The following is a 24,470-nucleotide window of genomic DNA, read 5'->3' as shown; positions in this document are numbered from 1 at the left end:
CCGGTCGGCCGATCGGCCGGCCACTCGACCGGCCACTCGACCGGCCACTCGTCAGTGCGTGTACTCCATGAGCTCGACGCCGAGCACGCGGAAGGCATCGTGCGCACGCAGACGATGCGTGATCGAGAGGTCGTCGAAGCAGACGATGAGCGAGTAGGCGACACCGGCGCGTGGCCCCGCCAGCACACCGGCCTCGGCACGCACACCGCGGTCGCGACCGGTCTTGTTCACGAAGAGCAGGCCGTGCGCGTCGTGATCGTGGGCGAACGGGTCAAGGCCAGTGGATGCCGCGACCAGGCTCAGGTCCTGATTCAGGCTCAACCACTCCGACACCTGCGCGCTGACGGCGGCATCGACCACCTGCGAGTTCACCAGGGCGGAGAAGAGTCCGGCGAGCTCGCGCGCGGAGCCCACAGCGACCTGTGGGGCGTCGTCGGGTCCACGGCGGTCGCGGAAGCGGTCGAGCAGTGCCGTGCGGCGCAGTCCGAGCGACTCGATGCGCTCACGCACCCGGTCGTGGCCGACCTTCTGCAACAGGGCGTTCACCGCGATGGGGTCGCCCGCGGTCGCGGCCAGCACGGCGAGGTCTTCCAACGGAAGCGCCGGGGCGTGCAGGTGCCGCCAGAGCCCCGAGGTCTCCACGGCCTCGACGCTCTCGCGCTCGATGATCTCTAATGGATCGAGGGTGCCGTTCTGGAAGCCGGCGGCGACCTCGATCAGCAGCGGCACCACGCCGAGGCCGGCGACCGGCATCGTGACGTGGTCGTCGCCGGCCAGCACATGCACGTGGTTGTCGAGGTCGACGACGTGCACCGAGACCTGCGCACCGGAATCGACCAGAGCCTCCAGCGAACGCAGCGTGGCCGTGAATGAACGGCGCCCTGCGGCAGCACGTCGTGGAAGTCGGCGACTGGTCCGGTTCGAGCGACGACCCGTGTCGGGGGCCTCCTGGGCACCGCTGAGAGACTCGGTGGCCGAGGAGTTACGGAAGCCTTCACCAGGCTCGAGAGCGCCCACGCTGATCCTTAGGGGGGTGGATGTGCGGGATACCGAGGGGAGACGCTCCCCAGCGGCAGGGCTATCGTAACCCCACCGCCGGGGGATGCTTCACAGAGTCAGACGATTGGTCACCAGATGGTCACTCGCGACGCCGCAGGCAGCCAGAGGGCGTCGGTCTCGCTCACACCGAACGCCTCGTAGAAGGCGTCGATGTTGCGCACGATCTGGTTGCAGCGGAACTCGTTCGGCGAGTGCGGGTCGATCGTCAGCAGACGCAGCGTCTCGGCGTCGCGGCTCTTCTGCTGCCACACCTGCGCCCACGACAGCAGCAGCCGCTGCACACCCGTGTATCCGTCGATGACCGGCGCCTCGGCACCGTCGAGCGAGAGCTCATAGGCCTTCAGCGCGATGCCGAGCCCGCCGAGGTCTCCGATGTTCTCACCGATCGTGAGGGCGCCGTTGACGTGATGCTCGGCGTCGAGCCCCTCGGGGACCAGCGCGTCGTACTGCGCGATGAGCGCCTTCGTGCGCTCCTCGAACGCCGAACGGTCGGCATCGGTCCACCAGTCCTGCAGCCGACCGTCGCCGTCGTAGCGACTGCCCTGGTCGTCGAAGCCGTGGCCGATCTCGTGGCCGATGACCGCGCCGATGCCGCCGTAGTTCGCGGCTGCATCGCGTGCGGCATCGAAGAACGGGTACTGCAGGATCGCTGCGGGGAACACGATCTCGTTCATCGACGGGTTGTAATAGGCGTTGACCATCTGCGGGGGCATGTGCCACTCGGTGCGGTCGATGGGCTTGCCGACCTTGTCGACGTTGCGGTCGTGCTCGAAGATCGACGCGCGACGTACGTTGCCGAACAGATCGGCCCGATCGATCTCGAGGCTCGAGTAGTCGCGCCACACCTCGGGGTGCCCGATCTTCGGCGTGAAGGAGTCGAGCTTCGCGAGAGCGCGCTCGCGGGTCTCGGCGGTCATCCACTCGAGCTCGGTGATGCTCTGCCGGTACGCCTCGATGAGGTTTGCGACCAGCTCGTCCATCGCGGCCTTCGCCGTCGGCGGGTAGTGCCGCTCGACGTAGACCTTGCCGATCGCCTCGCCGAGCGCGCCCTCGGTGAGCGAGACGCCGCGCTTCCAGCGCTCACGCATCGTGGGGACGCCGGTGAGCTCTGTGCCGTAGAACGAGAAGTTCTCCTGCACGAGGTCGTCGGTCAGGTACGGTGCCGCGGCATGCACGACCTTGGCCCGCAGCCACGCCTTCCAGTCGTCCAGACGCTCGGGAGTCAGCAGCGATCCGAGCCCCTCGAAGAAGCTGGGCTGCGAGACGACGACCTCGTCGAAAGCCGCGGGGTTCGACGGTGAGACGGCTTCGCGCCACGGAGCCAGGTCGACGCCGGCGAGCGCCTGCAGCTCGTCCCAGGTCTTGAGGTTGTAGGTGGCGACGGCGTCGCGGCTGCGCACGTTGTCCCAGTGGTGGCCCGCGAGGTCGGTCTCGAGCGCGATCGCACGGTCGGCCTCCGCCGCAGCATCCGCGACGCCGGCGAGGCCCAGCAGCCGCTCGAGGTGCGCACGGTACGCCGCCCTGGTCTCGGCGAACGTGTCGAGGCGGAAGTAGCTCTCGTCCGGCAGCGACAGGCCGGCCTGCACGAGCACCGGAACGTAGCGCTCCGGGTCTCCGGGGTCTCCGTCGACGTAGAGGCCGATCACGGATGCGCGACCGTCGCGGTCGTAGGCGCCCACGGTGCGCAGGAACGCCGGTACGCCGTCGATCGCGTCGATCTCGGCGAGGGTGTCGGCCAGCGGGGCGACACCTGCGGCGTCGATGCGCTCGGTGTCCATGAAACTCGCGAACAGGTCGCCGATCTTGCCGGCGAGCGTGCCCTCAGCTGCATCCTGCGACTCTTCGATGATCGCGCGGACGTCTTTCTCGGCCTGCTCGGCGAGCAGGTGGAACGAGCCCCACCGCGCCTTGTCGCCCGGGATCTCGGTGCGGGCGAGCCAGGCACCGTTCACGTGGCGATACAGGTCGTCCTGGGGGCGGATGTCGGAGCTGAACTCGTCAAGGGCGAGGCCAACGGGAAGAACGTCAGTCATGCGCCCCAGCCTATGACCCGCCTCCCCCATCGTGTCCACAAGCGCCGTCACACCGGGGCGGGAACCGGGGCGGGAACCGCGCCGAACGGGAGCATCACATTCATGCGGAAGCCCTCGTCCGTGCGCTCGGCGAACACCTCGCCCCCATGGGCGCGCGCGAGACCGCGGGCGATGGACAGACCGAGCCCGGCCCCTGATGCCACAGTGTCCCGCTCGACGGTCGCCGTGCGGGCGGTGTCCTCGCGCCAACCGACGTCGAACATGCGGTCGAGATCTTCCACGGCGACACCGGCGCCGTGATCGAGGATGCCCAGCACGAGCCGGTGCCGGTCGAGCTCCGTGGCCGAGACGACGATCTCGGTGCCGCGCGGGGCGTGCCTGATCGCGTTGGTCAGCAGATTCACGATGATCCGTCCGAGGTGGTGCGGGTCCGCCCAGAGCACATGTCCGGCGACCCCCCGCTCGACGATGCGCACCTCATGGCTCGCCGCCGCGGCCGCGACGTCGGCGACGGCATCCGACACCACATCGAGCAGCTCCACCTGCTGCGTCCGCAACTGGACGGCCCCCGAGGTCAGCTTGGACAGCTCGAACAGGTCGTCGACCATGCGACTCATCGTCTCGACCTGCACTCGCACCTGGCCGGCGAACCGCTCCGGAGCATCGGCCGCACCCTCTTCGATCGACTCGGCGAGCGCACGCACCGCGGTGAGCGGAGTCCGCAGATCATGCGAGATCCAAGCGAAGAACCGTCGTCGCGCCGAGTCGAGGCGCTCCAGCTCAGCGTTCGCGGCATCCACCTTCGCCGACACATCGGCCAGCTGCACCGAGAGGTCGTTCAACTCGCGGGAGCCGACGTGTTCTGCGACGATCACGTCTCCGCGTCCGACCTGCCCGAGCGAGGCGGAGAAGCGCTCGAACGACGAGCGCATGGCCCTGGCCACCGCCCAGGCCGTGGCCAGACCGAGGACGAGCGATACCCCGATCACGACGAGGAGTACGGTCAGGTCGTGCGTGGAGATGTACATCTCGACCGCGATCGCGACGACCGAGGCCGCCATCGTGATGATCCCCGCACTGGCGACGAGCATCAGCTGTACCCGGATCGAGCGTCGTCGGAGCATGCGCAGCAGACCGAGCACGAGCGCGGCCACGCAGACGGCGGCGACCAGACAGGTCAGCACGATCAGCAGGATGTCGCCGCCGCCGAGCATGATCATGAGCGGTCCCCCTCTGTGGAGAAGCGGTACCCGACACCCCACTCGGTGCGCAGGTGGATCGGATCGCGCGGGTCTTCCTCGATCTTCTCCCGCAGCCGGCGCACATGCACCGTGACCGTCGATGCCTCACCGAAGCTCCACCCCCAGGCTTCGCGGAGGATCTCCTCGCGTCCGAGCGGACGCCCCTCGTTGCGCACGAGGAAGAAGAGCAGGTCGTACTCGCGACCGGTGAGGATGATCTCGTCGCCACGGACCCACACTCGACGGCGGAGCGGATCGATCGTGAAGACCCCTGCTCGCACCTCGCCCACCGCGGCCTGGACGACCTGCGAGCGGCGTACCAGTGCCCCCACGCGCATCAGAAGCTCTCGCAGCGAGAAGGGCTTCGCGAGGTAGTCGTCGACGCCGAACTCGAAGCCGTCGATGCGGTCCTCCACCTGACCGAGGGCGGTGAGCATCATGATCGGAACGTCGGAATACGAGCGCAGGTCACGGCACAGCTCGTCGCCGCTGATGCCAGGCAGCATCCGGTCGACGATCACCACATCGGGGATGCTGTCCCGCAGCGCCGTCCGCGCCGACACCCCGTCGCCGAAGCTCGACACCGCGTAGCCGTTGGCCCGAAGATAGGCCCCCACTGCTTCCCTGACGGTGGGGTCGTCTTCGACCACGACGACTTCGGTTGCCTCCTGCATGGGGTCGACACTAGTCGCGCGATCCGCGCCACGGCCGGGTTCCTTACGTTCCTGAAAGGTCTTCCCCACCGCCGCCCGTGTCTTCGTAGCGTTCTTCGAAGTGCGATCCGCCGCGGCATCCGTCGCTCCGGGAACACAGACGCACACACAGTGAACAGGAGAACCTCATGCGCAAGATCGCTCTCGCCGCCACCGCGGCCCTCACCCTCGCCCTCGCCCTGTCGGCGTGCAGCTCGCCCGCCGCGACCGAGGACACCAAGCCCTCCTCGTCGGCGTCGCAGAGCGCTGACGAGGGCGCCACGACGACCATGGCCGAGAAGACCGGTGAGTTCATGGGCCTGAACGAGAAGAAGGTCTCCGGCACCGTCACCGTGACCGACGACGAGATCGCCCTGTCCGGGTTCTCCTCCGACGAGGGCCCCGACCTGCACGTCTACCTCACGAACGGCACGGATGAGGCTGCGGTGACGGCGGGCATGCTCGTCGATGCCGTCTCGTTCGACACCGCAACCCAGACCTTCACCCTCGACGGCGTCGACACGTCGAAGTACACCCACGTCGTGATCCACTGCGACAAGGCGAAGGCCGTGTTCGGAGCAGCAGAGCTCTCATGACCGGATCGCGACCCGCAGGCCCCCTGCCCCTCTCGCTGCTCGGCGGCGGGGCCAGGGTGGCGGTCGGAGTGCTCTGGCTGATCGAGGGCATTCTGAAGTACCGGGCCGGATTCGGGGCGGCCGACATCGAGCTGGTGGCGCAGAGCACGGAGGGGAACCCTCGGGTGCCGTGGTTCTTCGAGCCGCTCGGGTCGTTCATGGGGATGGCACCCGAGCTGTTCGGTGTGGTGATGCCCGCTCTCGAGGTCGCTCTCGGGCTGCTGCTGGTCGCGGGACTCCTGACCAGGATCACCGCCTTCCTGTCGATCGGGACGCTGATGCTCTATTGGAGCGCGGATCAGCTGATCGCCCAGTACCCGGCGATGGTCGTGCTCTCAGCCGTCGTACTCCTCCTTCCCGCCTCCGGGCGGTTCGGGGTGGATGGATGGCTGCGCGCGCGCCGGGCGCGGACGACAGACGACTTCGGGCCTGTGGGAGGCCTGAAGCGGCCGGCGGGCTGAGCCCGCCGGAGGGGACACGGTTTCCGTCGGGTGGGGGCCCGGCTGGAACCGCGTCAGCCGCGGCGCCGTGCGCGCAAGCGCCGGCGTCGCGGCTGCTCGACTGGGGCGGGCTTGGGCCGCGCGGCTCGACGCTCGGCCCAGGCAGCCACCTCGTCGTCGACGTCACGGGGAGACGTGACGACGGGTGGGCCGCCCTGAAGCTGGCGCCGAGCCTCGCGCACCCGCCTGTTGAAGTCTTCGAGGACATCGCGCACATCGGACTCGCGGCCGAGCAGGTCGAGCTGATCGTTCAGCTCCCGGTCCTCGGTGCGCAGCAGAATGGCAGGCGGTCCGAGACCGGTCAGGTTCTCGGTCTCGATCTTGCGGCGGATCCACCAGTCCGGATCGTGATGGGTGCCGAGTCCCTCGATGGGCTTGCCGGCACCTGGCAGGTCGTCGAAATCGCCCCGGCGGATCGCCACCTGGATGGCGGTCTCGATGAACGCGGCACGATCGACAGCAGCGGCGATCCCTGGCGGCGTACCCGACTCCTCATCGCCGTCGGGGTTCTCGCCGCTCTCGCTGTTCTCGCTGTTCTGCTTGCTCGCGAGATACCGCGCGGCCGCGTCGCGGGGATCCGTCATGATGCACCTCCTTGGCATCCGAGTTCCCTCCACCCTACGGCGGCGTCGAGACGGGCCGGCGAGGTCGGCGCCAGGTCATAGGCTCGGAGGATGAGCGCGCGCCCCTCACTCAATCGAGAGATCCTGCGCCTCGCCGTCCCCGCGCTCGGCGCACTGATCGCCGAACCTGCGTTCCTGATCGTGGATGCCGCGCTCGTCGGTCATCTCGGCACGACGCCGCTCGCCGGGCTCGGCATCGCGGGCGCGGTGCTGCAGACGATCGTCGGGCTGATGGTCTTCCTCGCCTACTCGACCACCCCAGCGGTCGCCCGCCGCTTCGGCGCAGGGCAACCGGGCGAAGCCGTCTCGGTCGGCGTCAACGGAATGTGGCTCGCACTCGGGCTCGGTGCCGTGCTCGCCGTGGTCGGAGCCGTCTCCTCCCCGTGGCTGGTGTCGTTGTTCGGCGCGAGCGATGCCGTCGCCGCCCAGGCGAACGAGTACCTCGTCATCTCGATGTGGGGCCTGCCGGCGATGCTCATCGTGTTCGCCGCGACCGGGCTGCTGCGCGGCATGCAGGACACGATGACGCCGCTGTGGATCGCAGGACTCGGCTTCGGCGCCAATGCCCTGCTCAACTGGCTGTTCATCTACGGACTCGGATGGGGCATCGCCGGCTCCGCCGCCGGTACCGTGACCGCACAGTGGGGCATGGTCGCCGCCTACGCTCTGGTCGTGCGTCGCCTCGCCAACCGCCACAGCGCCTCGCTGCGCGCGCAGCGCGCCGGGATCCGCAGCACCGCCACCTCGGGCGGGTGGCTGTTCCTGCGCACCGTGAGTCTGCGCGTCGCACTGCTCGCGACGGTGGGGATCGCGACGGGCATCGGCACCGAGGAGTTGGCCGGGTGGCAGATCGTGTTCACGATCTTCTCCGCGGCCGCCTTCGCCCTCGACGCGCTCGCGATCGCGGCCCAGGCGCTCATCGGCAAGGAACTCGGGGCCGGCGACGAGCAGCAGGTGCACCGCGTGCTGGCGCGCACCGTCGCGTGGGGAGCCTGGTTCGGCGTGGTCGTCGGGGGTCTGATCGCCGCGTCGTCCGGCGTGCTGGGCATGGTCTTCACCGGCGACCCCGAGATCGCGGCGCTCGTGCAGCCGGCGCTGCTCGTGCTCGCGGTCGCCCAGCCGATCGCCGGCGTCGTCTTCGTGCTCGACGGGGTGCTCATGGGCGCGAACGACGCCCGCTACCTCGCGATCGCAGGCGGCCTCAACCTGGTGCCGTTCCTGCCCGCCCTGTGGATCATCGCCGCGACGGGGGTCGACGGCACTGCAGGGCTCGTCTGGCTCGCGGTCGCCTTCTTCGGCGTCTATCTGCTCGCACGACTCGGCACCCTGGGGTGGCGTGTGCGGTCCGGGCGCTGGCTCGCTGCCACGGTCTGACATCGCTGCCCTCCCTCGACAGGCAGCTCCTCCACAGGCACCGTCGAGAACGAGTTCTCCACCTCCCCTGGATTCCGCGGAATACTACGTCGCCGACCCCTGGCGCCCTCGACGATGATCGGGGGACACTGAAGGGATGTTGGGGATGACGGAACCACAGGTGTGGACACTGATCGGCGTCTTCGCCGCGGGCATGTTCGGCACCATCACGCTGATCTCGACGATGTTCCTGCGCACGATGCAGAACGGGTTCGATGGTGTGCGAACGGAAATGCGGAACGAGTTCGCGAGCGTGCGCACCGAGTTCCGGAACGAGTTCGCGAGCGTACGCACCGAGACGGGCAGCGAGTTCGCCGGCGTGCGCACGGAGATCCGCGCTCTGCACGGGCGCATCGATCACCTCGATCGCGACGTCAACGCCATCTATCACCACCTGTTCGGCATCGACCGCGGCTGACCGGCGCCGACCGATCGCACCGCGCCCAGTTCAGGCGCTCTCGAGCTCCGCGATCACGATCTTCTTCATGTGCATCAGGGCCTGGATCTGCTCGGGTCGCTGCTGCAGCAAGTCGAGGCCGGCGGGGATCACCTGCCAGCTGACGCCGAACCGGTCCTTGCACCAGCCGCACGCCTCGGACTCCGGCACGGCCGACAGCGCCTGCCAGTAGTGGTCGATCTCCGTCTGGTCGGCGCACTCGATCACGAAGGAGATCGCCTCGTTGAAGGTGAAGGGCGGTCCGCCGTCGATGCAGCCGAACGGTGTGCCGTTCAGAGTGAACTCGCCGTTGATCACCTTCCCCGACATCCCCTCGAAGTGCTCGCTGAGATTCTCGTCCGGATAGAAGGTGACGCTGTCGATCGACGAGTTCGGGAACACCGAGACGTAGTAGTCCATCGCCTCCTGCGCGCTGTCGACGAACCAGAGATACGGACGGATGGGTGTGACGCCTGCCATGTCGGCCTCCTCGATCGGCACTCACGCTACGCCCGCGGCCACCGCGTGTCGAGAGGGTCTGGACGCGAACTCAGGCCGCGTATCTCCGGCACCACTCGTACATGATCACGGCAGCCGCGGCGCTGGCGTTGATCGAGCGCGTCGAGCCGTACTGCGTGATCTCGATATGGGCGGAAGCGGCGGCGAGCGCCTCGGCGGAGAGCCCCGGCCCCTCCTGGCCGAACAGCAGCACGCAGCGCTGCGGCAGGTCGGCCTTGTCGACGGGCACTGCGCCGTCGACGTTGTCGACCGCGATGATCGGAAGCCCTTCGGCCGCGGCCCACGCGGCGAACGTCTCGACGTCTTCGTGGTGCACGACGTGCTGGTAGCGGTCGGTGACCATGGCCCCGCGCTTGTTCCAGCGCCGGCGACCGATGATGTGCACGGTGTCGGCGAGGAACGCGTTGGCGCTGCGCACGATCGACCCGATGTTCATGTCGTGCTGCCAGTTCTCGATCGCGACGTGGAACGGATGCCGCTGCGTATCGAGGTCGGCGACGATCGCCTCCATCCTCCAGTAGCGGTAGCGGTCGATCACGTTGCGGGTGTCGCCCGCTGCGAGGAGCTCCGGGTCGTACTGCTCACCGGCCGGCCATTCCTCCTCGCTACCGGGCCAGGGACCGACCCCGTACCCGGGCTGGGCGATCGAACCCGTGTTCACCGGCTCCGCCGGAGCGTCGGGGTTCGTGCTCTGCGGCGCGGCGTCATCCATCCCGCCAGGCTATCGCCGTGCCACCCCGGTTCGAATCGCGCAACCGGCCCCATCCCGGCCACATATGCGGCAATTCACGCGATTCGAAAGGATATTTAGGTAGACCGAAAAATACGCTACGGTTTCGGTGTGCCTAAAAATTCCTCGCTCCCGATGACGACTGCCGCCGCTCCCCCCGCCCGCGCCCCGCGCAGCCTGTGGTTGCTCGGTCCCGCACTCGTCGCGGGCGTCGCCTACCTCGACCCCGGCAACGTCGCCAGCAACATGACCGCGGGGGCGCAGTACGGATATCTGCTGGTGTGGGTCGTGCTCGCCGGCAACGTGATGGCGTGGCTGATCCAGTACCTCTCCGCGAAGCTGGGCGTCGTCACCGGGCAGAGCCTCCCCGAGGTGCTGGGCGCACGACTGAAGCGGCCCTGGGCCCGCCGCGCCTACTGGCTGCAGGCCGAGCTCGTCGCGATGGCCACCGACCTGGCCGAGGTCATCGGCGGCGCGGTAGCCCTGAACCTGCTGTTCGACGTGCCGCTGTTGCTGGGAGGCGTGATCACCGGCGCCGTCTCGATGATCCTGCTCACGGTGCAGAGCCGCCGCGGCGCCCGTCCGTTCGAGTTCGTGATCATCGGGCTGATGGCGATCATCACCATCGGATTCGTCGCGGGCGTGTTCGTCGCACCGCCGGACCCGGCAGGGGTCATCGGCGGAATGGTTCCTCGTTTCGAAGACACCGGCTCGGTCCTGCTGGCCGCGTCGATCCTCGGCGCGACGATCATGCCGCACGCGATCTACGCGCACTCCTCTCTCGCCCGTGACCGCTTCGGCGCCACGACCGCTCACGCCGGCGACGAGGCCGTGCGCACCGAGACCTCGCGTATCCGTCGTCTGCTCACGGCCACCCGCTGGGATGTCTCGATCGCCATGGTGATCGCCGGATCCGTCAACCTGTGCATCCTGCTTCTCGCTGCCGCGAACCTCGCCGGCGTCGAGGGCACCGACTCTCTGGAGGGCGCGCACGCCGCGCTCGCCGCCGGGCTCGGACCGGTCGTGGCGACCTTCTTCGCCGTGGGGCTGCTCGCCTCGGGCCTGGCTTCGACCTCGGTGGGCGCCTACGCCGGCGCGGAGATCATGCACGGCCTGCTGCACGTGCGCATCCCGCTGCTCCTGCGCCGACTGGTCACGCTGATCCCCGCACTGGTGATCCTGGGCATCGGCTTCGACCCGACGCTCGCCCTGGTCCTCAGCCAGGTCGTGCTCTCGTTCGGCATCCCGTTCGCGCTGATTCCCCTGGTCGTGCTCACCGCGCAGCGGCGGACGCTCGGCGCCTGGGTCAACCGACGGTGGACGACAGCGGCGGGAATCCTCGCCTCCGTGCTGTTGATCGCGCTCAACGGCGCCCTGCTCTGGCTGGTGCTGACGGGAGCCTGAGCCCGGATAGGCTCGATGCATGTCTGCTGAGAACGCCCGCCGCAACATCCGCATCCTCACCTGGATCGGTTTCGCGACGGGCGTGATCGGCGGCCTGCTGATCGCGTTCCCGAACGTCATCGGCCTCGCGAGCCCCTGGGTGCAGCTCGCACTCGGCGTCGCCACCCTCGTCCTGGCGTTCCGAGCACGCAAGATCGGGATGACTGAGATCGAAGGGTTCGACGGCCGGCTCTCGCTGGCCGCCGCCCTCCTCGGATTCCTCGTCCTGTTCTTCGCAGGTCAGGCCGCGTTCATCATCCTCACCACCCTGGGCTGACCCCGCATCGCGGAACGGATCCGGCCTACGCGGTGACGAATCCCGTCACCAGGTAGAGCACGAACGACACGCCGGCAGCGATGCCCGCATAGGGCAGGATCGCGAGCATCAGGTTGATCGGCTTGATGCCGATCGATCTCGACGCGAGGATGATGCCGTCGCCGTACAGGCAGGTGGTGCTGCCGAGCGCGGCGCCCGAGAACACCGCGGCACCCGCGAGGATCGGGTCGGCCCCGAGAGCGAGCGCCAGCGGGAGGACGACCGGGGTGATCACCGCGGCGAGGTCCCAGAACGAGCCTGTCGCGTACGCGTAGATGCCGCACACGGCGAACACGATCGCCGGGAGCAATGCCGGGGTGAGCACGGGCTCGGTGACCTGGATCACGAACTCCGCGAGCTGGAGGGCGATGTTCATCTCCTGCACCATGAAGGCGAGGACGGTGAGGATCATCACGAAGAGCATGCTCTCGATGCCCTCGAGCGCGGCGTCGAGCACCCCGCGGATGCTGAGCCGACGCTGCACGAGCACGATCACGATCGTCACGGCGAGCGACGCAGCGGTACCGGCCACGACGTTGGCGTTCGTGGCGATCGTGACGCCGACGAGCACGGCCATGGCGATCAGGAAGCCCCACGGCTGCGGTTTGCGGTCGGTCTCGGTCGAGGTCGCGAGGGCTGTGGCGACCCGCTGGGCGGTGGAACCGTCAGGGTCGTCGGCCTTCAGCTCGGCGAGGAGCGCCACACCCTCAGCTCGTCGCTCGTCGTCGGTCGTGCCGAGGGGGAACACGTCGCCGTCACGCTCCGCGCGGATCGCATCACGCTTGATCACACCCAGCTTCGGCAGCCAGCCGATGCTCATCAGGAGCGCGACCGCCAGGGCCGCCCAGCCGAAGAAGATGAACGGGATCGCCTGCAGGTAGGCGCCGAAGCCGGTGCCGCCGACCGTGACGCCCTGCGCCTCGAACAGCCCGGAGAAGAAGAGAGCCCAGGTCGAGACGGGAATCAACACGGCGATCGGCGCGGCCGTCATCTTCATGATCGCGCCGAGCTGCGTACGTGGCACGCGGTAGCGGTCGGTGACCTGCTTCATCGAGGTGCCGGTGGTGAGCACGTTCAGGTAGTCGTCGACGAACAGCACGACCGACAGCAGGAAGGTCAACACCATCGATTTGCGACGCGAGGTCACGAACCGTTCGGCCCAGTTCGCGAAGTCGGTGACGATCCCCGACTTCTCGAACAGCATCATCAGGATGCCGAACAGCGCGACGATCAGCAGGAGCCACTGCGCGGTCTCGTTGGACAGCGCCTTGCCGGTGTACTCGACCCAGACGTCGAAGCCGCCCCAGCCACCGAGGAGCAGTGCTCCGGCGACGGTGCCGCAGAACAGGGCGAAGAGGGTTCGCCTGGTGGCGACCGCGACGATCAGGATCACCACGATGGGCAGGAGCGCGAGAGCGCCGAATTCAGGCATGGAGGTCACCTCAGTGTGAAGGGAGCGAGTGTGAAGGAGGGGTGCGGGCGAGCCGGGGGTCAGGGCTCGGACCCGCCGACGACCGTCGCCTGTACGGGCAGGTCGGGGAGGTCGTCAGGAGAGACGTGCAGCGGGTTCTCCGCCCACACGGCGTAGTCGGCCCGGAACCCGGGAGCGATGCGACCGAGGTCGGCATCACCCTGGGCTCGGGCGGCGCCCACGGTGTAGCCGTGCAGCGCCTGGTAGGGGGTGAGCACCTGGTCGGGCTCGAACACGGGGGCGTCGGGGTCGCCCGGGCGGCGGCGCAGCATCGACCACGCGAGGCCGATGCGGGCGTCGTTCTGCGCGATGGGCCAGTCGGATCCGAGGGCGAGGGGCGCTCCGGCCTCCCAGTAGTCGCGCACACGCCAGGCACGGGCGGCGCGCACGGGCCCGAGCCGGTGCGACCAGTCGTCCGAGCCGTCGGCCTTGCGCCACTGCATGTGCAGGGGCTGCATCGAGGCGGTGATCCCGGCCGCGGCGATGCGCGCGACATCACGGTCGGTGGTCGTCTCGAGGTGCTCGATACGATGCGGCGCCCCTGAGGCACTGCGCACTCCGGCCGCGAGATAGGCGTCGACGACTTCCCCGACGGCCCGATCACCGATCGCGTGCGTCGCGACCTGGAACCCGGCTTCGGCGTATCGCCGCACGGTGCGGCCGTACGCCGCGGCATCCTTCCAGAACGGCTCCAGGCCCTCACCGGCGGAGTCGGGCTCGTGCAGCCAGGCGGTTCCGGTCTCGACCACGCCGTCGGCATAGAGCTTGACCACTCCACCGCGCCACCGGTCGCCGCGCCGGTCGCGCATCGCGAGGTTCGCGGCCGTCCGCTCATCGCCGAACCCGGGCTCGTGGTCGATGGCCGAGACGATGCGGACCGGGAGCCCTGGCCCCTGATCCAGGGAATCGAGCAGTTCGAGCGTGGCGAAGCCGCCGTCCATGATCGTGCCGCCGGTCAGGCCGGAGTCACGCAGTCCGCGCAGCAGCTCATGCCCGACGGCGAGGGTCTGGTCGCGCGTGAACGCAGGGGCGCTCAGCCGTACGGGCTCGTAGGCGCCGAGCTCGCGCAGCTCCCCGGTCGGGCGGCCATCGGCATCGACGACCACGCACGACGAGTCTTCGAACTCGCGCGTTCCGGTGATGCCTGCGCGCGCAAGGCCGGCGCGGCTGGCGAGGGCGGTGTGGCCGTCGAACACGATCAGCAGCGCCGGGAGCCCGCGCACCGCATCCTCGATCGCGGCCGCCGTCATCGGCAGGTCGTGGAACACGTCGTAGTCGAGGTTCCAGCCGCGCACCCACGGATCGGCATCTTCGGCGAGCGCGCGATCGGCTTCGGTACGAAGCGCTGCGAGGAGCGCTGTTCCCGTGGTGAGCCCGCCCAGGTCGATCCCGGCCGTCAGCTCGATCCCCTGGATCGGGTGCAGGTGTGCATCGATGAGCCCTGGCGTCACGGCGGCACCGCTGAGATCGTGCACGACCGTGCGGGGTCCGCGCAGCTCGCGGACCAGCGAGTCGTCGCCCACGGCGAGGAAGCGGCCCTCGCGCACTGCGAAGGCGGTGGCGTGCGGGCGGCGCGGGTCCATCGTCACCACGTGCGCGCCGGTGACAATGGTGTCGGCGTCGAAACCGGTCATGGGCTGTACCTTCGTCGGTATTGACTCGTTCGGTATTGAAAGAGTTTCAATAAAATACCAGACGCCTGAGCAGAATCGAGCACGATGACGAAATCTCCGCGCAGCGTCGGCCGACCGTCGACGCAGGTGCTCACCGAAGAGCGCATTCTGAAGGCCGCCTTCACGCTCAGCGCGCAGCGCACCCCGCGCCAGTTCACGATGACCGCACTCGCGGAATCGCTGGGCGTTCGCACCTCGGCGCTCTATCACCACTTCGCGAACCGCGACGCGGTGATCCGGGCGATGCGCGGGCAGGTCAGCCGCGCGCTCGTCTCCCCCGTGCTGCACGAGATGTCCGTCGAAGACGCACTCCTCACGTGGGCGCACAGCTACCGCGACGCCGCGATCGCCGCACCAGAAGCCATGGTCATCCTCGCGACGTCGCCGATCGACGCCGACGAGGGCTCGTTCGCCGACTACGAGCAGATAGCCCGCCTGCTCAGCGACGACGGCTGGCCGACCGACACGATCGTCGACGCCATTGTGGCTCTGGAGTCGTTCATCATCGGCTCCGCCCTCGACGCCCTCGCTCCCGCGGACAACATGGCCCCTGGAGAGCTCGCCCCGCAGTTCCCGACCTTCGCCGAGGCCGAGACCGCCCGTTCGCGCCTCAGCACGGACCCTGCCCGCCGCACGTTCGAGATCGGGGTACGAGCGCTCATCCACGGACTCACCTCGTGGGCGCGCGAGCGCACCACGTAGGCTGGACCGGTGGCATCCCCTGCAGCCGACGACTACCTGAAGACCGTCTACGCGCACACCGAGTGGCAGGACGCACCGATCACTCCCTCGGTGCTCGCCGCGAAGCTCGGCATCGCCCCGTCGTCTGTCACCGAGATGGTGAAGAAGCTCGCCGCCGCCGGCCTCGTCTCGCACGTGCCCTACGGTGCGGTGCGGCTGACGGATGCCGGCACCGTCCGCGCTCTCGCCATGGTGCGCCGGCACCGCTTGGTCGAGACCTGGTTGGTGCAGGAGTTCGACTACGGCTGGGACGAGGTGCACGACGAGGCCGAGGTGCTCGAGCACACCATCAGCGACCGGCTGCTGGAGGGCATAGACGCACGCCTCGGACGCCCGCGCTTCGACCCGCACGGCGACGCGATCCCCGATGCCGAAGGTCACATCGAGCGCGTGCCGTTCGTGCTGCTCGCCGATGCACCTGCCGGGCATGTCGGTCGGGTGCTGCGGGTGAGCGACCAGGACCCGGAGGTGCTCCGCGCCGTCGAAGCCGCAGGGATCGCCGTGGGCGTCGAGGTCGAGGTGACCGCAGGCGGCTTCTCGATCGGCGGCACCGAGGCCGAGGTCGCGCACGCCGCGGACGCGATCTGGCTCACCGCCTGACGCGATATGAAGCGGCCGCCCGTGTCTGTTCTTCGGGTGCCGATCTCCTAGGGTTGAATCCAAACCGGGGGGTTGGTTCATGTCACAGGATTTCAGCATCACGCAGTTGGTACTGTCGACGCAGCGCACGGAGCTCGAGGTCTCGGCACGTGAACTCGAAGCGAAGATGAGCACTGCCCACGCCGCTGACACCGGCGTGCAGGCACCGGTCGGCCGCACGTCGCTGAGGGAGATGCTGGAGGGCGCCATCGGGGAAACTCATGCGCTGGTGCAGATCGGTCAGGACGACGTGCAGAAGATCGCCGGCCGACTGCTGACACTGGAGACGCAGACCGCGGACCTCGACCTGCGCCTCGGCGCCGGTTGGGAAGATCTCCCGCTGTGACCACCTCGCCAAAGGGCTATCCGTTCGAGCGCATCGAGTACGACGAGGGGCAGATGAACAGCCTCCACGGGCACCTCGAAGATGCGGCCGACGAGGTCTCGTCGATGCAGCTCGTGCTGCGCAACGTGACCGACAACCTCGAAGGACGAGGGCAGGCGCTCGAACAGGCGAAGGTCATGGCGGGCGATGTCGCTGCCGCATTCGAGTCTCCGGCCGCCCGCATCCGTCGCATCAAGGGCATCCTCCTCGCCTACGGTCAGGGTGCAGAGGAGCACGGGGGGCGCGCGAATCAGCTGATGGAGTCGGTCACCGAGGCTCAGACCGCTGTCGCCACGGCCGACGCCAGCCTCGCGGATGCTCAGGGCGAACTGAGCACCTGGGAGCGTAGCGATGACCACGATGCGTGGAGCTCCGGCCAAGACGTGACCACGCCACCCCGGACCCTGCATGCTCGCGACGAGCGCTTTCGCGAAGCCGTGCAGACCGCGCAGACCGGCAACGCCGTCGCGGCATCCGACCTCGAAGACGCATGGGCGGCGTGGGAGCGTGCGTTCGAGTCATGGGACGACGCCTATGCCCGCGCCGTCGCGGCTCTCGCGAGCGTCGACGAGAACTACGTGTCCGCAGCGGACGCCGCTACCCTCGCCTCTCTGTCCGACGCCGACTCACCCGCCGAGGTAGCGGCGATCTGGAACTCCCTCACCGATGCGCAGAAGGAGCACTACCTCGAGGCGTATCCCGGGTTCATCGGGAACCTCGAGGGCGTACCGCATGAGTACCGGATCGCGGCGAACGTGAAGACCCTGGAGAAGACCGGCGAGTCGGAGTGGGGCGAGCCGTTGGACACCACGATCGACCGGCTGCTCGCGGAGTACCGCGAGCGGGACGGCCTCCCCATCGCGCTCAATCTCTGGGACAAGAATCAGCCCACGGCTGCTGTCCTCTACGTCGACGACTACTTCTTCGATCCTGAGAACCCCACGGACCCGCTGAACGGTGTCGAGAACCTCAACGTGCTGATCGGAGGCATGATGAGCGAGGCCGGTCAGATCCGCGACTGGTCGCAGAGCGCGAGAGACCTCAACGAGGTCACCAACGGCAGATCAGCGACGATCGCGTGGTTCGGCTACGACACTCCCAACTTCGCCACGGTGGGCAGCTCCGGACAGGCAAGAGTCGGCGCCGAACTGCTCACGAGCGCGCTGCGCGGGCTCGATCTCGCAGCCCCCTCAGGCGCGACGACGACGGTGATCGCCCACTCCTACGGCACGACCACGGCATTCCTGGCAGTAGGCAGCACGAGCGACGATCTCGGCGTCGATAACCTGATCTCCCTCGGCTCCGCCGGCCTCACCGATCGGGCCCTCGGCGGGCATCCGGACCAGGGGCTGGACTTCTCAGGCACCGCACTCTTCACGACCAGGGGTCCGAACGATTGGGTCTCGCTGGCCGGACGCACCTTCTCGGACCATTCGATCGATCCGGACAGCCTGGAGGGCGTCACCACGTTCCAGAGCGATGGCGGCACCCTCCCCGATGGCACCCACGTCGAGGACACACCTGGGCACGGCACGCATTCGGAGGCGAACCTGCCGATCGGCGCGGTCGTGAACGACGGCGGCTACCTGCAGGACGGCAGCGAATCCTTCGCGAACATCGCCAACATCATCAACTATGGTGAGCCGTTGACGACGGACGATCGGTGATCACGTGAGAGCGACCTCGAGAAGCAGACGACGTGCGAGTGCAGTGCTCGCAGTGATGGGAGTGATCATCATGACCGGATGCACGGTGAGCGGACCCGCCCCCCAGGGACAGGCCCTGTTCAACGAGGCCGAGGAGAACTATCTCCGCTATCGCGGGTTCGTGAACGAGTTGCAGACGACACTGGCCGACGAGGACTGGAAGATCGGCCAGCTCGGTGTCTACGGCATGCAGCCGGTCGAATGCGACGGTGACGACCAGTACCGGTTCGATCTGAACCGCAGCATCGAACTAGACGGCGCCCAACGCGAGGCCTACGCCGACACGGTCGAAGAGTTTCTCACGGACAACGATATGACGCCCCAGCGGCGCGTGCTCGGTGAGGATGGCCAAGAGGGACAACTCATCCAGCTCACGGTGCGCGACGAAGGCGACTTCTCGCTTCTGCTCGTCGAGATCCGACAGGACGGGCGGGTCAGGATCGCCGCAGAAACCGCGTGCTGGCCCGGCGATCGCGATGAGCTCAGCGAACTGCTCTTCCACGGCGAGCGACTCGGCGAGGGGTACCTCCCCACCGATGTCGAGTCCCCGACCGATCCGCTGTTCTTCGGGATCACCCCTGGCGACCCGCAGTTCGTCCGCGACACCCCTGCACCGACCGAGACACCCGCGCCCTAGCTCCCTCCGCAACACGGTCAGGTGCGCGTCGCCTGCGGCCTCTAGGCTGTGCACATGGCACAACGTGACGACATCGAATGCTGGCTCACCGACATGGACGGCGTGCTCGTCCATGAGAACGACGCCATCCCCGGAGCATCCGAACTGCTCGCCGGATGGGAGAGCGCGGGCATCCCGTACCTGGTACTCACCAACAACTCGATCTTCACGGCGCGCGACCTCTCCGCTCGCCTGCGCATCAGCGGACTGCACGTTCCCGAGGAGCGCATCTGGACCTCGGCTCTCGCGACAGCCGACTTTCTGAAGCAGCAGCTCCCCGGCGGTTCGGCGTTCGTGATCGGCGAGGCCGGCATCCTCACCGCCCTGCACGATGCCGGCTTCATCATGACCGAGACGAACCCCGACTTCGTGGTCGTCGGCGAGACGCGCAACTACTCGTTCGAGGCGATCACGAAGGCGATCCGCCTCATCATCGGCGGCGCGCGCTTCATCGTCACGAACCCGGACGCCACGGGCCCGAGCACCGACGGACCGCTGCCGGCCACCGGCGCGATCGCCGCCCTCATCACCAAGGCCACCGGCAAGGAGCCGTACGTCGTCGGTAAGCCGAACCCGATGATGTTCCGTTCGGCGCTGAACAAGATCGGCGCGCACTCGAAGCGCACCGGCATGATCGGCGACCGCATGGACACCGACGTCGTCGCCGGCATCGAGGCGGGCCTGCACACCGTGCTGGTGCTCACCGGCATCAGCGACCAGGCCGAGATCGAGAAGTACCCGTTCCGCCCCGACGAGATCGTGCAGTCCGTTGCCGACCTGCTGCCGCGGATCACCGAGACGATCACGACGGTCAAGACGAAGAAGTAGCACCGTGGGTGTTCTCGACGACGGCGAACGACTCAGGGCAGCGGATGCCGCAGCCTGGCGTTCGTGGCTCGAGGAGAACCACGAACGGGCCGCGGGAGTCTGGCTGCTCAGCGTGCGCGGATCGTCCGACGGCGTCGGCTACGAGGACGCCGTACGGCAGGCCCTCTGCTTCGGATGGATCGACGGCCCGGTGCGCGTCTTCGACGACGGGACGGACGACCGCGCCAACGGGCAGTGGTTCTCCCCTCGTCGCCCCGGCAGCGGCTGGGCGGCCACGAACAAGGCCCGCATCGCGGAGCTCGAAGCCGAAGGGCAACTCGCCCCCGCCGGCATCCGCGTGCTCGAGGTCGCGAAGGCGAACGGCTCCTGGACCGTGCTCGACGGCCCGGAGGCGGGGATCGAACCGGACGAGTTCACTGCCGCGCTCGACGCCGTCCCCGCCGCGCGTGCGAACTGGGACGGGTTCCCGAAGTCGGTCAAGAAGGTCGCACTGACGGCCATCGCCATGGCCAAGCGACCCGAGACGAGGTCTGCCCGCATCGCGAAGATCGTCGCGGATGCGGCGGAGGGGAAACGACCATGAACCAGAGCGACCTGCTGTTCCTCGTCGTGTTCGTGATCCTGCTGAGCTCGCTGACCGTCTTCATCGTGCAGTTCGTGCGCTCCCGGCGTCGGCGCGGCCCGGATGAGGATCATCGCGCCGGCTGGTGGGAAGGCCCCTGGGACGACGACGACCGCAAGCGCTGAGCCTGCGGCCGCCGTCGTGGGATCGGTCAGGCGGCGACCTCAGGATGCCAGCGAAGCCCCGGGGATCGCGGCGAGCAGTTCGCGCGTGTACGGATGCTGCGGAGCGTCGAAGATGCGCTCCGGGGTACCGCTCTCCACCACGACGCCGCGCTGCATGACGTGCACCTCGTCGGAGATCATCCGCACGACGGCGAGGTCGTGGCTGATGAACAGATAGCTCAGGCCGAGGCGGCGCTGCAGGTCGGCGAGCAGGTCGAGGATCTGCGCCTGCACCAGCACGTCGAGCGCCGACACCGCTTCGTCGAGCACCACGAGCTCGGGCTCGAGCGCCAGGGCGCGGGCGATCGCCACGCGCTGCCGCTGCCCACCGGAGAGCTCATGCGGCAGCCGCTCGGCCATCGCCGCCGGCAGCGCGACCTGCTCCAACAGCTCGAGCACGCGCGCGTGACGCGAGGCGGTCGTGCCGATGCGGTGCACACGCAGCGGCTCGGCGATCGACTGCTCGACCGTATAGCGCGGGTCGAGCGAGGCGTAGGGGTTCTGGAACACCGGCTGCACGCGGCGACGCAGCGCGAACAGCTCCTTGCGGCGGAGCGTGGTCAGATCGAGCCCGTCGAACAGGATCGACCCGGAGGTGGCGTCTTCGAGGCCGAGCACCATGTTCGCCGTGGTCGACTTGCCCGAACCCGACTCGCCGACGATCGACACGGTGGTGCCGCGGCGGATCTCGAAGCTCACCCCGTCGACCGCCGTGAACGTCTGCGGCTCCCCTGCCTTGGGCGCACGGAGGGCGAACTCCTTGCGAAGGTCCCTGATCTCGACGAAGGGCGTTCCGGTGGCGGCTTCGCGCTGCGGCAGGGCATCCCGACGCGAGGCGAGGCTCGGCGCCGCGGCAAGCAACTGCTTGGTGTACTCGTGCTGCGGGTCGCCGAGCACCTGGGCCGATGTGCCCTCCTCCACCACCTGGCCGCGGAACATCACGACGATCCGGTCGGCGCGCTCGGCGGCGAGGGCCAGGTCGTGCGTGATCAGGAAGACCGCGGTGCCGAGGTCGTCGGTGAGCGTGTCGAGCTGGTCGAGGATGCGCCGCTGCACGGTCACATCGAGGGCGGAGGTGGGCTCGTCGGCGATCAACAGGCGCGGCTTGCAGGCGAGGCCCATCGCGATGAGCACACGCTGGCGCATGCCGCCGGAGAACTCGTGCGGGTACTGGCTCGACCGCTGCGCGGCATCCGCGATGCCCACCATCTCGAGCAGCTCGACGACCCGCGCCTTGGTGGCGTCGCCATGCGTGTGGCCGTGCACCTCCAACGCCTCGCCGATCTGCTCGCCCACGCGCATCATCGGGTTGAGGTTCGACATCGGGTCCTGTGGCACGAGGCCGATGCCCGCACCGCGCAGCGAGATCATCGCGTTCTCGGGCAGGTCGGTCAGCTCACGACCGTCGAAACGGATGCTGCCGGCCGTGATCACGCCGTTCTCCGGAAGCAGGCGGTTGACCGCGGCCGCGGTGGTCGACTTGCCCGACCCCGACTCCCCCACGATCGCGACGGTCTCACCGGCGGCGATGTCGATGTTGACGTCGCTGATCGCGGTGACCAGCTCGGAACCGGTCCGGAAGGCGACGGCGAGGCCGCTGATGCTCAGCACGGGCTCGGTGGTGCTCATGATGTTCTCGTTCCTTCGTTGTCGTCGGGATCGTTGTCGTCGGGATCGTTGTCACGGAGCCTGTGGACGTTGTCGTCCAGGAGTGCGGGGAGTGCCGTGCGCCACAGTGCTTCGGTCGATGCCGGATCGGGGGCGAAGAGGCGGTTCGTCAGCAGCACTGCGGCTGTACCGGCGGTGGTGGGGGTGCCCGGCACGATGCCGAGCGCGCAGCCCGTGTAACCGGGGTGCCACAGCATCCGGGTCTGTCGACCGGCGACGGCGACCGTGTCACTGCGCCAGCCCAACGCCTGGCCTGCATCGCGCCCGTCGCGGAACAGCTCCGCCACGGTGTCCGGATGCCACAGCTCGGGATGCTGTTCGGGGGCCGCGAGCGCGGCACCGAGGGTAAGCAGATCGTCGGCGGTACTGAAGAGTCCGGCGTGGCCGGAGACGCCACGGAGTGCATGGAAGCAGTTGCCGTCGTTGGCGGCGCCGGTGATCTCGTCTTCCCGCCAGGCGAAGTGACGGGTGGTGGTGAGAATCGGATAGGGCTCGCCGGTGGCGACCATCCGGCGTTCGGCGACGTCGCCCAAGGCGGAGGACGCGACGGGTGCGCCGATCGGGCCGTAGCCGGTTCGGTCGAGGCCGAGCGGCCTGGTCACGAGCTCGCGCACCGCTTCGTCAAGGGGAAGCCCGGTGACGGCCGAGATGATGCGGCCGAGGAGCAGGAAGCCCAAGTCGGAGTAGTGCCGTCCCTCGTCGAGGCCGTACCGCAGCGGGAGGGCATCCGCGGCAGCAACGGCATCCGCGCGCGTGCGGTCGAGGTAGAGCGGCTGCCACTCCCAGAGGCCTGCGCGGTGCTGCAGCAAGTGCCGCACGGTCGTTCCCGGAGCGCAGGCGGTGCCGGAAACGAAGCGGTCGACCGGGTCGTCGAAGCGCAGGTCGCCGCGGCTGACCAGTCGCAGGATCGCGGTCGTGGTCGCCGCGACCTTCGACACCGAGGCGATGTCGAACGCGGTCTCGATGTTCATCGGCGTTCCGGCGAGGTCAGCCAGGCCACCGGCGGCGATGTCGCGCCCGGCATCGGTGACGACGCCCGCGACGGCTCCCCGTGGAGCGGACGCACCGGCGAGGACGGCCGCGACGGCTTCGGCGGCACTCATACGGGCACCTCCGCGCGACGGGAGAGGTCGACGAGGACCTCGGGCTGCGCGTCGGCCGCGAGCCCGCTGATCCCCAGCCCGTTGGCTGCGCCGAGGTCCAACGTGTCTCCGGAGAGCACCACGCCACCGGTCACCGGGGAGCTGCGCAGCCAGAATGCCGCATCCAGGTCGTGCACGGCATCGGGGGCGACGGCCGCCGCAAGGTGGGCTGCGGCGCTCACCCCGACGTGCGACTCCATCATGCAGCCGATCACGACGCCCAGGCCCGCTGCTCGTGCGGCATCCGCGGCGGCGAAGGCCTCGGTGAGGCCACCCGTCTTGGCGAGCTTGATGTTCACGAGGGCTGCTGCGCCGCGGTCGGCGATCATCCGCACGTCGTGGGCCGTACGCACCGACTCGTCGGCCATGATCGGGGTGTCCACGGCGGAGGTGACCTGTGCGAGCGCGTCGAGGTCGTGAGCGGCGACAGGCTGCTCGACGAGTTCGAGTGCGAGTCCGGCGCCTTCGGCGGCGCGGATCACGCGGATCGCGGTCTCGGCGTCCCAGGCCTGGTTGGCATCGATCCGCAGCGTGATGTCGGGGCCGACCGCGGCACGAACTGCCTGGAGCCCCGCGACGGTGTCGTGCGCGGCGGAGACCTTGATCTTGAGGTATCCGAAGCCCGCGGTGACGTGTTCGGCGGCAAGGGACGCGAGCACGGCAGGCTCCCCCGCCGACAGGGTCATATCGGTGCGGATGCGCGAGGGCGCGGTCAGGGCCGTGAGCGTCTGGGCCGTGAGTGTCTGGGCGAGTGCGACTCCCCGCTGCTGCGCGGCGAGGTCGGCGACGGCGCACTCGACCGCGCTGCGCGCGGCGGCATTTCCCCACACGGAGCGCGCGATGTCGGCGGCGATACCGGGGTCACAGGCGTCGCGCCCGAGCACGGCCTCGGCAAGCGGGCCCGCCACGGCGGCAGCCACGCTCTGCGGGCTCTCCCCCGTGACACGCCAGCTCGTGGCGGCCTCACCGTAGCCACGGCGCCCGTCGGCGTCGGTGACCTCGACGAGAACCACATCGAGGTGGTCGGTGCGGCGCACGGCCGTGATGAACGGCCGAACCAGGGGCGACGGCACCCGGAGCACGCGGATGCGCTCCACGGCAGTCATCTCCGCTCC

The 24,470-nt window shown here is 68.8% G+C and carries 26 protein-coding genes; 14 read left to right on the top strand and 12 right to left on the bottom strand.

Annotated elements, in window-relative coordinates; genetic code table 11:
* Window positions 1-51: 51 nt before the first annotated feature.
* From ACIQTX_RS03945 to ACIQTX_RS03930, 4 genes are all read right to left on the bottom strand, one after another.
* Window positions 52-1,017, bottom strand: a complete 966-nt coding sequence (locus ACIQTX_RS03945; protein ID WP_402969159.1) for a serine hydrolase — start codon at window positions 1,015-1,017, stop codon at window positions 52-54.
* 110 nt (window positions 1,018-1,127) lie between these two features.
* Window positions 1,128-3,092, bottom strand: a complete 1,965-nt coding sequence (locus tag ACIQTX_RS03940; RefSeq protein ID WP_402969156.1) for a M13 family metallopeptidase — start codon at window positions 3,090-3,092, stop codon at window positions 1,128-1,130.
* A gap of 47 nt (window positions 3,093-3,139) precedes the next feature.
* Window positions 3,140-4,312, bottom strand: a complete 1,173-nt coding sequence (locus ACIQTX_RS03935) for a sensor histidine kinase (protein ID WP_402969153.1) — start codon at window positions 4,310-4,312, stop codon at window positions 3,140-3,142.
* A complete protein-coding gene (locus ACIQTX_RS03930) occupies window positions 4,309-5,007 on the bottom strand; it encodes a response regulator transcription factor (protein WP_402969150.1) in 699 nt (232 codons plus the stop codon). The genes ACIQTX_RS03935 and ACIQTX_RS03930 overlap by 4 nt, the downstream gene beginning before the upstream one ends.
* A gap of 167 nt (window positions 5,008-5,174) precedes the next feature.
* Here ACIQTX_RS03930 and ACIQTX_RS03925 point away from each other — a divergent pair, with 167 nt between their 5' ends.
* Together ACIQTX_RS03925 and ACIQTX_RS03920 are read left to right on the top strand one after the other, a co-directional pair.
* A complete protein-coding gene (locus ACIQTX_RS03925) occupies window positions 5,175-5,621 on the top strand; it encodes a DM13 domain-containing protein (protein ID WP_402969147.1) in 447 nt (148 codons plus the stop codon).
* Window positions 5,618-6,121: a DoxX family membrane protein gene (locus ACIQTX_RS03920; RefSeq protein ID WP_402969144.1), complete on the top strand. Its 504-nt coding sequence runs from the start codon at window positions 5,618-5,620 to the stop codon at window positions 6,119-6,121. Before ACIQTX_RS03925 ends, ACIQTX_RS03920 begins: the two co-directional genes overlap by 4 nt.
* A 53-nt stretch (window positions 6,122-6,174) precedes the next feature.
* Here the strand turns inward: ACIQTX_RS03920 and ACIQTX_RS03915 are convergent, their stop codons facing one another.
* Window positions 6,175-6,744, bottom strand: a complete 570-nt coding sequence (locus ACIQTX_RS03915) for a DUF1992 domain-containing protein (protein ID WP_402969141.1) — start codon at window positions 6,742-6,744, stop codon at window positions 6,175-6,177.
* Between the two features lie 90 nt (window positions 6,745-6,834).
* Between ACIQTX_RS03915 and ACIQTX_RS03910 the strand changes: the two genes are divergently transcribed.
* Both ACIQTX_RS03910 and ACIQTX_RS03905 read left to right on the top strand, forming a co-directional pair.
* Entirely contained in the window at window positions 6,835-8,157 is a 1,323-nt protein-coding gene (locus ACIQTX_RS03910) for an MATE family efflux transporter (RefSeq protein WP_402969138.1), read from the top strand.
* A gap of 145 nt (window positions 8,158-8,302) precedes the next feature.
* The gene (locus tag ACIQTX_RS03905; protein WP_402969135.1) at window positions 8,303-8,614 is read left to right on the top strand and encodes a hypothetical protein; all 312 of its coding nucleotides are present in this window, start codon (window positions 8,303-8,305) and stop codon (window positions 8,612-8,614) included.
* Between the two features lie 30 nt (window positions 8,615-8,644).
* Here ACIQTX_RS03905 and ACIQTX_RS03900 read toward each other — a convergent pair whose 3' ends face one another.
* Both ACIQTX_RS03900 and ACIQTX_RS03895 read right to left on the bottom strand, forming a co-directional pair.
* The gene (locus tag ACIQTX_RS03900) at window positions 8,645-9,112 is read right to left on the bottom strand and encodes a VOC family protein (RefSeq protein ID WP_036273653.1); all 468 of its coding nucleotides are present in this window, start codon (window positions 9,110-9,112) and stop codon (window positions 8,645-8,647) included.
* 70 nt (window positions 9,113-9,182) lie between these two features.
* A complete protein-coding gene (locus ACIQTX_RS03895) occupies window positions 9,183-9,863 on the bottom strand; it encodes a TrmH family RNA methyltransferase (RefSeq protein ID WP_402969132.1) in 681 nt (226 codons plus the stop codon).
* 153 nt (window positions 9,864-10,016) lie between these two features.
* Between ACIQTX_RS03895 and ACIQTX_RS03890 the strand changes: the two genes are divergently transcribed.
* Together ACIQTX_RS03890 and ACIQTX_RS03885 are read left to right on the top strand one after the other, a co-directional pair.
* Complete coding sequence (locus ACIQTX_RS03890; RefSeq protein ID WP_402972947.1) at window positions 10,017-11,285, top strand: Nramp family divalent metal transporter; 1,269 nt, start codon at window positions 10,017-10,019, stop codon at window positions 11,283-11,285.
* Window positions 11,286-11,304: 19 nt separating this feature from the next.
* Window positions 11,305-11,601 (top strand): hypothetical protein, encoded by a 297-nt coding sequence (locus ACIQTX_RS03885; protein WP_105527407.1) that lies wholly within the window; start codon window positions 11,305-11,307, stop codon window positions 11,599-11,601.
* 25 nt (window positions 11,602-11,626) lie between these two features.
* Here ACIQTX_RS03885 and ACIQTX_RS03880 read toward each other — a convergent pair whose 3' ends face one another.
* The gene (locus ACIQTX_RS03880) at window positions 11,627-13,072 is read right to left on the bottom strand and encodes a Na+/H+ antiporter NhaC family protein (RefSeq protein WP_402969129.1); all 1,446 of its coding nucleotides are present in this window, start codon (window positions 13,070-13,072) and stop codon (window positions 11,627-11,629) included.
* A 59-nt stretch (window positions 13,073-13,131) separates the two neighbouring features.
* A complete protein-coding gene (locus tag ACIQTX_RS03875; RefSeq protein ID WP_402969126.1) occupies window positions 13,132-14,745 on the bottom strand; it encodes an amidohydrolase in 1,614 nt (537 codons plus the stop codon).
* 84 nt (window positions 14,746-14,829) lie between these two features.
* On the opposite strand from ACIQTX_RS03875, the gene ACIQTX_RS03870 reads away from it, so the two are divergent.
* From ACIQTX_RS03870 to ACIQTX_RS03835, 8 genes are all read left to right on the top strand, one after another.
* Window positions 14,830-15,486 carry a TetR/AcrR family transcriptional regulator gene (locus ACIQTX_RS03870; protein ID WP_402969123.1) on the top strand — a complete coding sequence of 219 codons (657 nt, stop codon included), beginning with the start codon at window positions 14,830-14,832 and terminating at the stop codon, window positions 15,484-15,486.
* Window positions 15,487-15,495: 9 nt separating this feature from the next.
* A complete protein-coding gene (locus tag ACIQTX_RS03865; RefSeq protein ID WP_402969120.1) occupies window positions 15,496-16,125 on the top strand; it encodes a metal-dependent transcriptional regulator in 630 nt (209 codons plus the stop codon).
* A gap of 79 nt (window positions 16,126-16,204) precedes the next feature.
* Entirely contained in the window at window positions 16,205-16,510 is a 306-nt protein-coding gene (locus ACIQTX_RS03860; RefSeq protein WP_402969117.1) for a hypothetical protein, read from the top strand.
* Window positions 16,507-18,216, top strand: coding sequence for an alpha/beta hydrolase (locus ACIQTX_RS03855; RefSeq protein WP_402969114.1), 1,710 nt, complete (start codon window positions 16,507-16,509; stop codon window positions 18,214-18,216). The genes ACIQTX_RS03860 and ACIQTX_RS03855 overlap by 4 nt, the downstream gene beginning before the upstream one ends.
* 85 nt (window positions 18,217-18,301) lie before the next feature.
* Entirely contained in the window at window positions 18,302-18,892 is a 591-nt protein-coding gene (locus tag ACIQTX_RS03850) for a hypothetical protein (RefSeq protein ID WP_402969111.1), read from the top strand.
* Between the two features lie 54 nt (window positions 18,893-18,946).
* The gene (locus tag ACIQTX_RS03845; RefSeq protein WP_021198233.1) at window positions 18,947-19,759 is read left to right on the top strand and encodes an HAD-IIA family hydrolase; all 813 of its coding nucleotides are present in this window, start codon (window positions 18,947-18,949) and stop codon (window positions 19,757-19,759) included.
* A gap of 4 nt (window positions 19,760-19,763) precedes the next feature.
* Entirely contained in the window at window positions 19,764-20,342 is a 579-nt protein-coding gene (locus ACIQTX_RS03840; protein WP_402969108.1) for a YdeI family protein, read from the top strand.
* A complete protein-coding gene (locus tag ACIQTX_RS03835; RefSeq protein WP_402969105.1) occupies window positions 20,339-20,506 on the top strand; it encodes a hypothetical protein in 168 nt (55 codons plus the stop codon). Before ACIQTX_RS03840 ends, ACIQTX_RS03835 begins: the two co-directional genes overlap by 4 nt.
* Window positions 20,507-20,545: 39 nt before the next feature.
* On the opposite strand, the gene ACIQTX_RS03830 is transcribed toward ACIQTX_RS03835, so the two are convergent.
* Genes ACIQTX_RS03830 through ACIQTX_RS03820 form a run of 3 tightly spaced genes read right to left on the bottom strand, consistent with a single transcriptional unit; the run spans window position 20,546 to window position 24,461 of the window.
* Window positions 20,546-22,174, bottom strand: coding sequence for an ABC transporter ATP-binding protein (locus ACIQTX_RS03830; protein ID WP_402969102.1), 1,629 nt, complete (start codon window positions 22,172-22,174; stop codon window positions 20,546-20,548).
* Window positions 22,171-23,316: a serine hydrolase domain-containing protein gene (locus ACIQTX_RS03825; RefSeq protein WP_402969099.1), complete on the bottom strand. Its 1,146-nt coding sequence runs from the start codon at window positions 23,314-23,316 to the stop codon at window positions 22,171-22,173. The genes ACIQTX_RS03830 and ACIQTX_RS03825 overlap by 4 nt, the downstream gene beginning before the upstream one ends.
* Window positions 23,313-24,461 carry a mandelate racemase/muconate lactonizing enzyme family protein gene (locus tag ACIQTX_RS03820; RefSeq protein ID WP_402969096.1) on the bottom strand — a complete coding sequence of 383 codons (1,149 nt, stop codon included), beginning with the start codon at window positions 24,459-24,461 and terminating at the stop codon, window positions 23,313-23,315. Before ACIQTX_RS03820 ends, ACIQTX_RS03825 begins: the two co-directional genes overlap by 4 nt.
* Window positions 24,462-24,470: the final 9 nt, after the last annotated feature.

The sequence above is a fragment of the Microbacterium sp. NPDC090281 genome, from assembly GCF_044769635.1.
GTDB lineage: Bacteria > Actinomycetota > Actinomycetes > Actinomycetales > Microbacteriaceae > Microbacterium.
The sequence above is the reverse complement of the archived record's forward strand: the minus strand, read 5'-3'. Positions and strand labels throughout refer to the sequence as shown.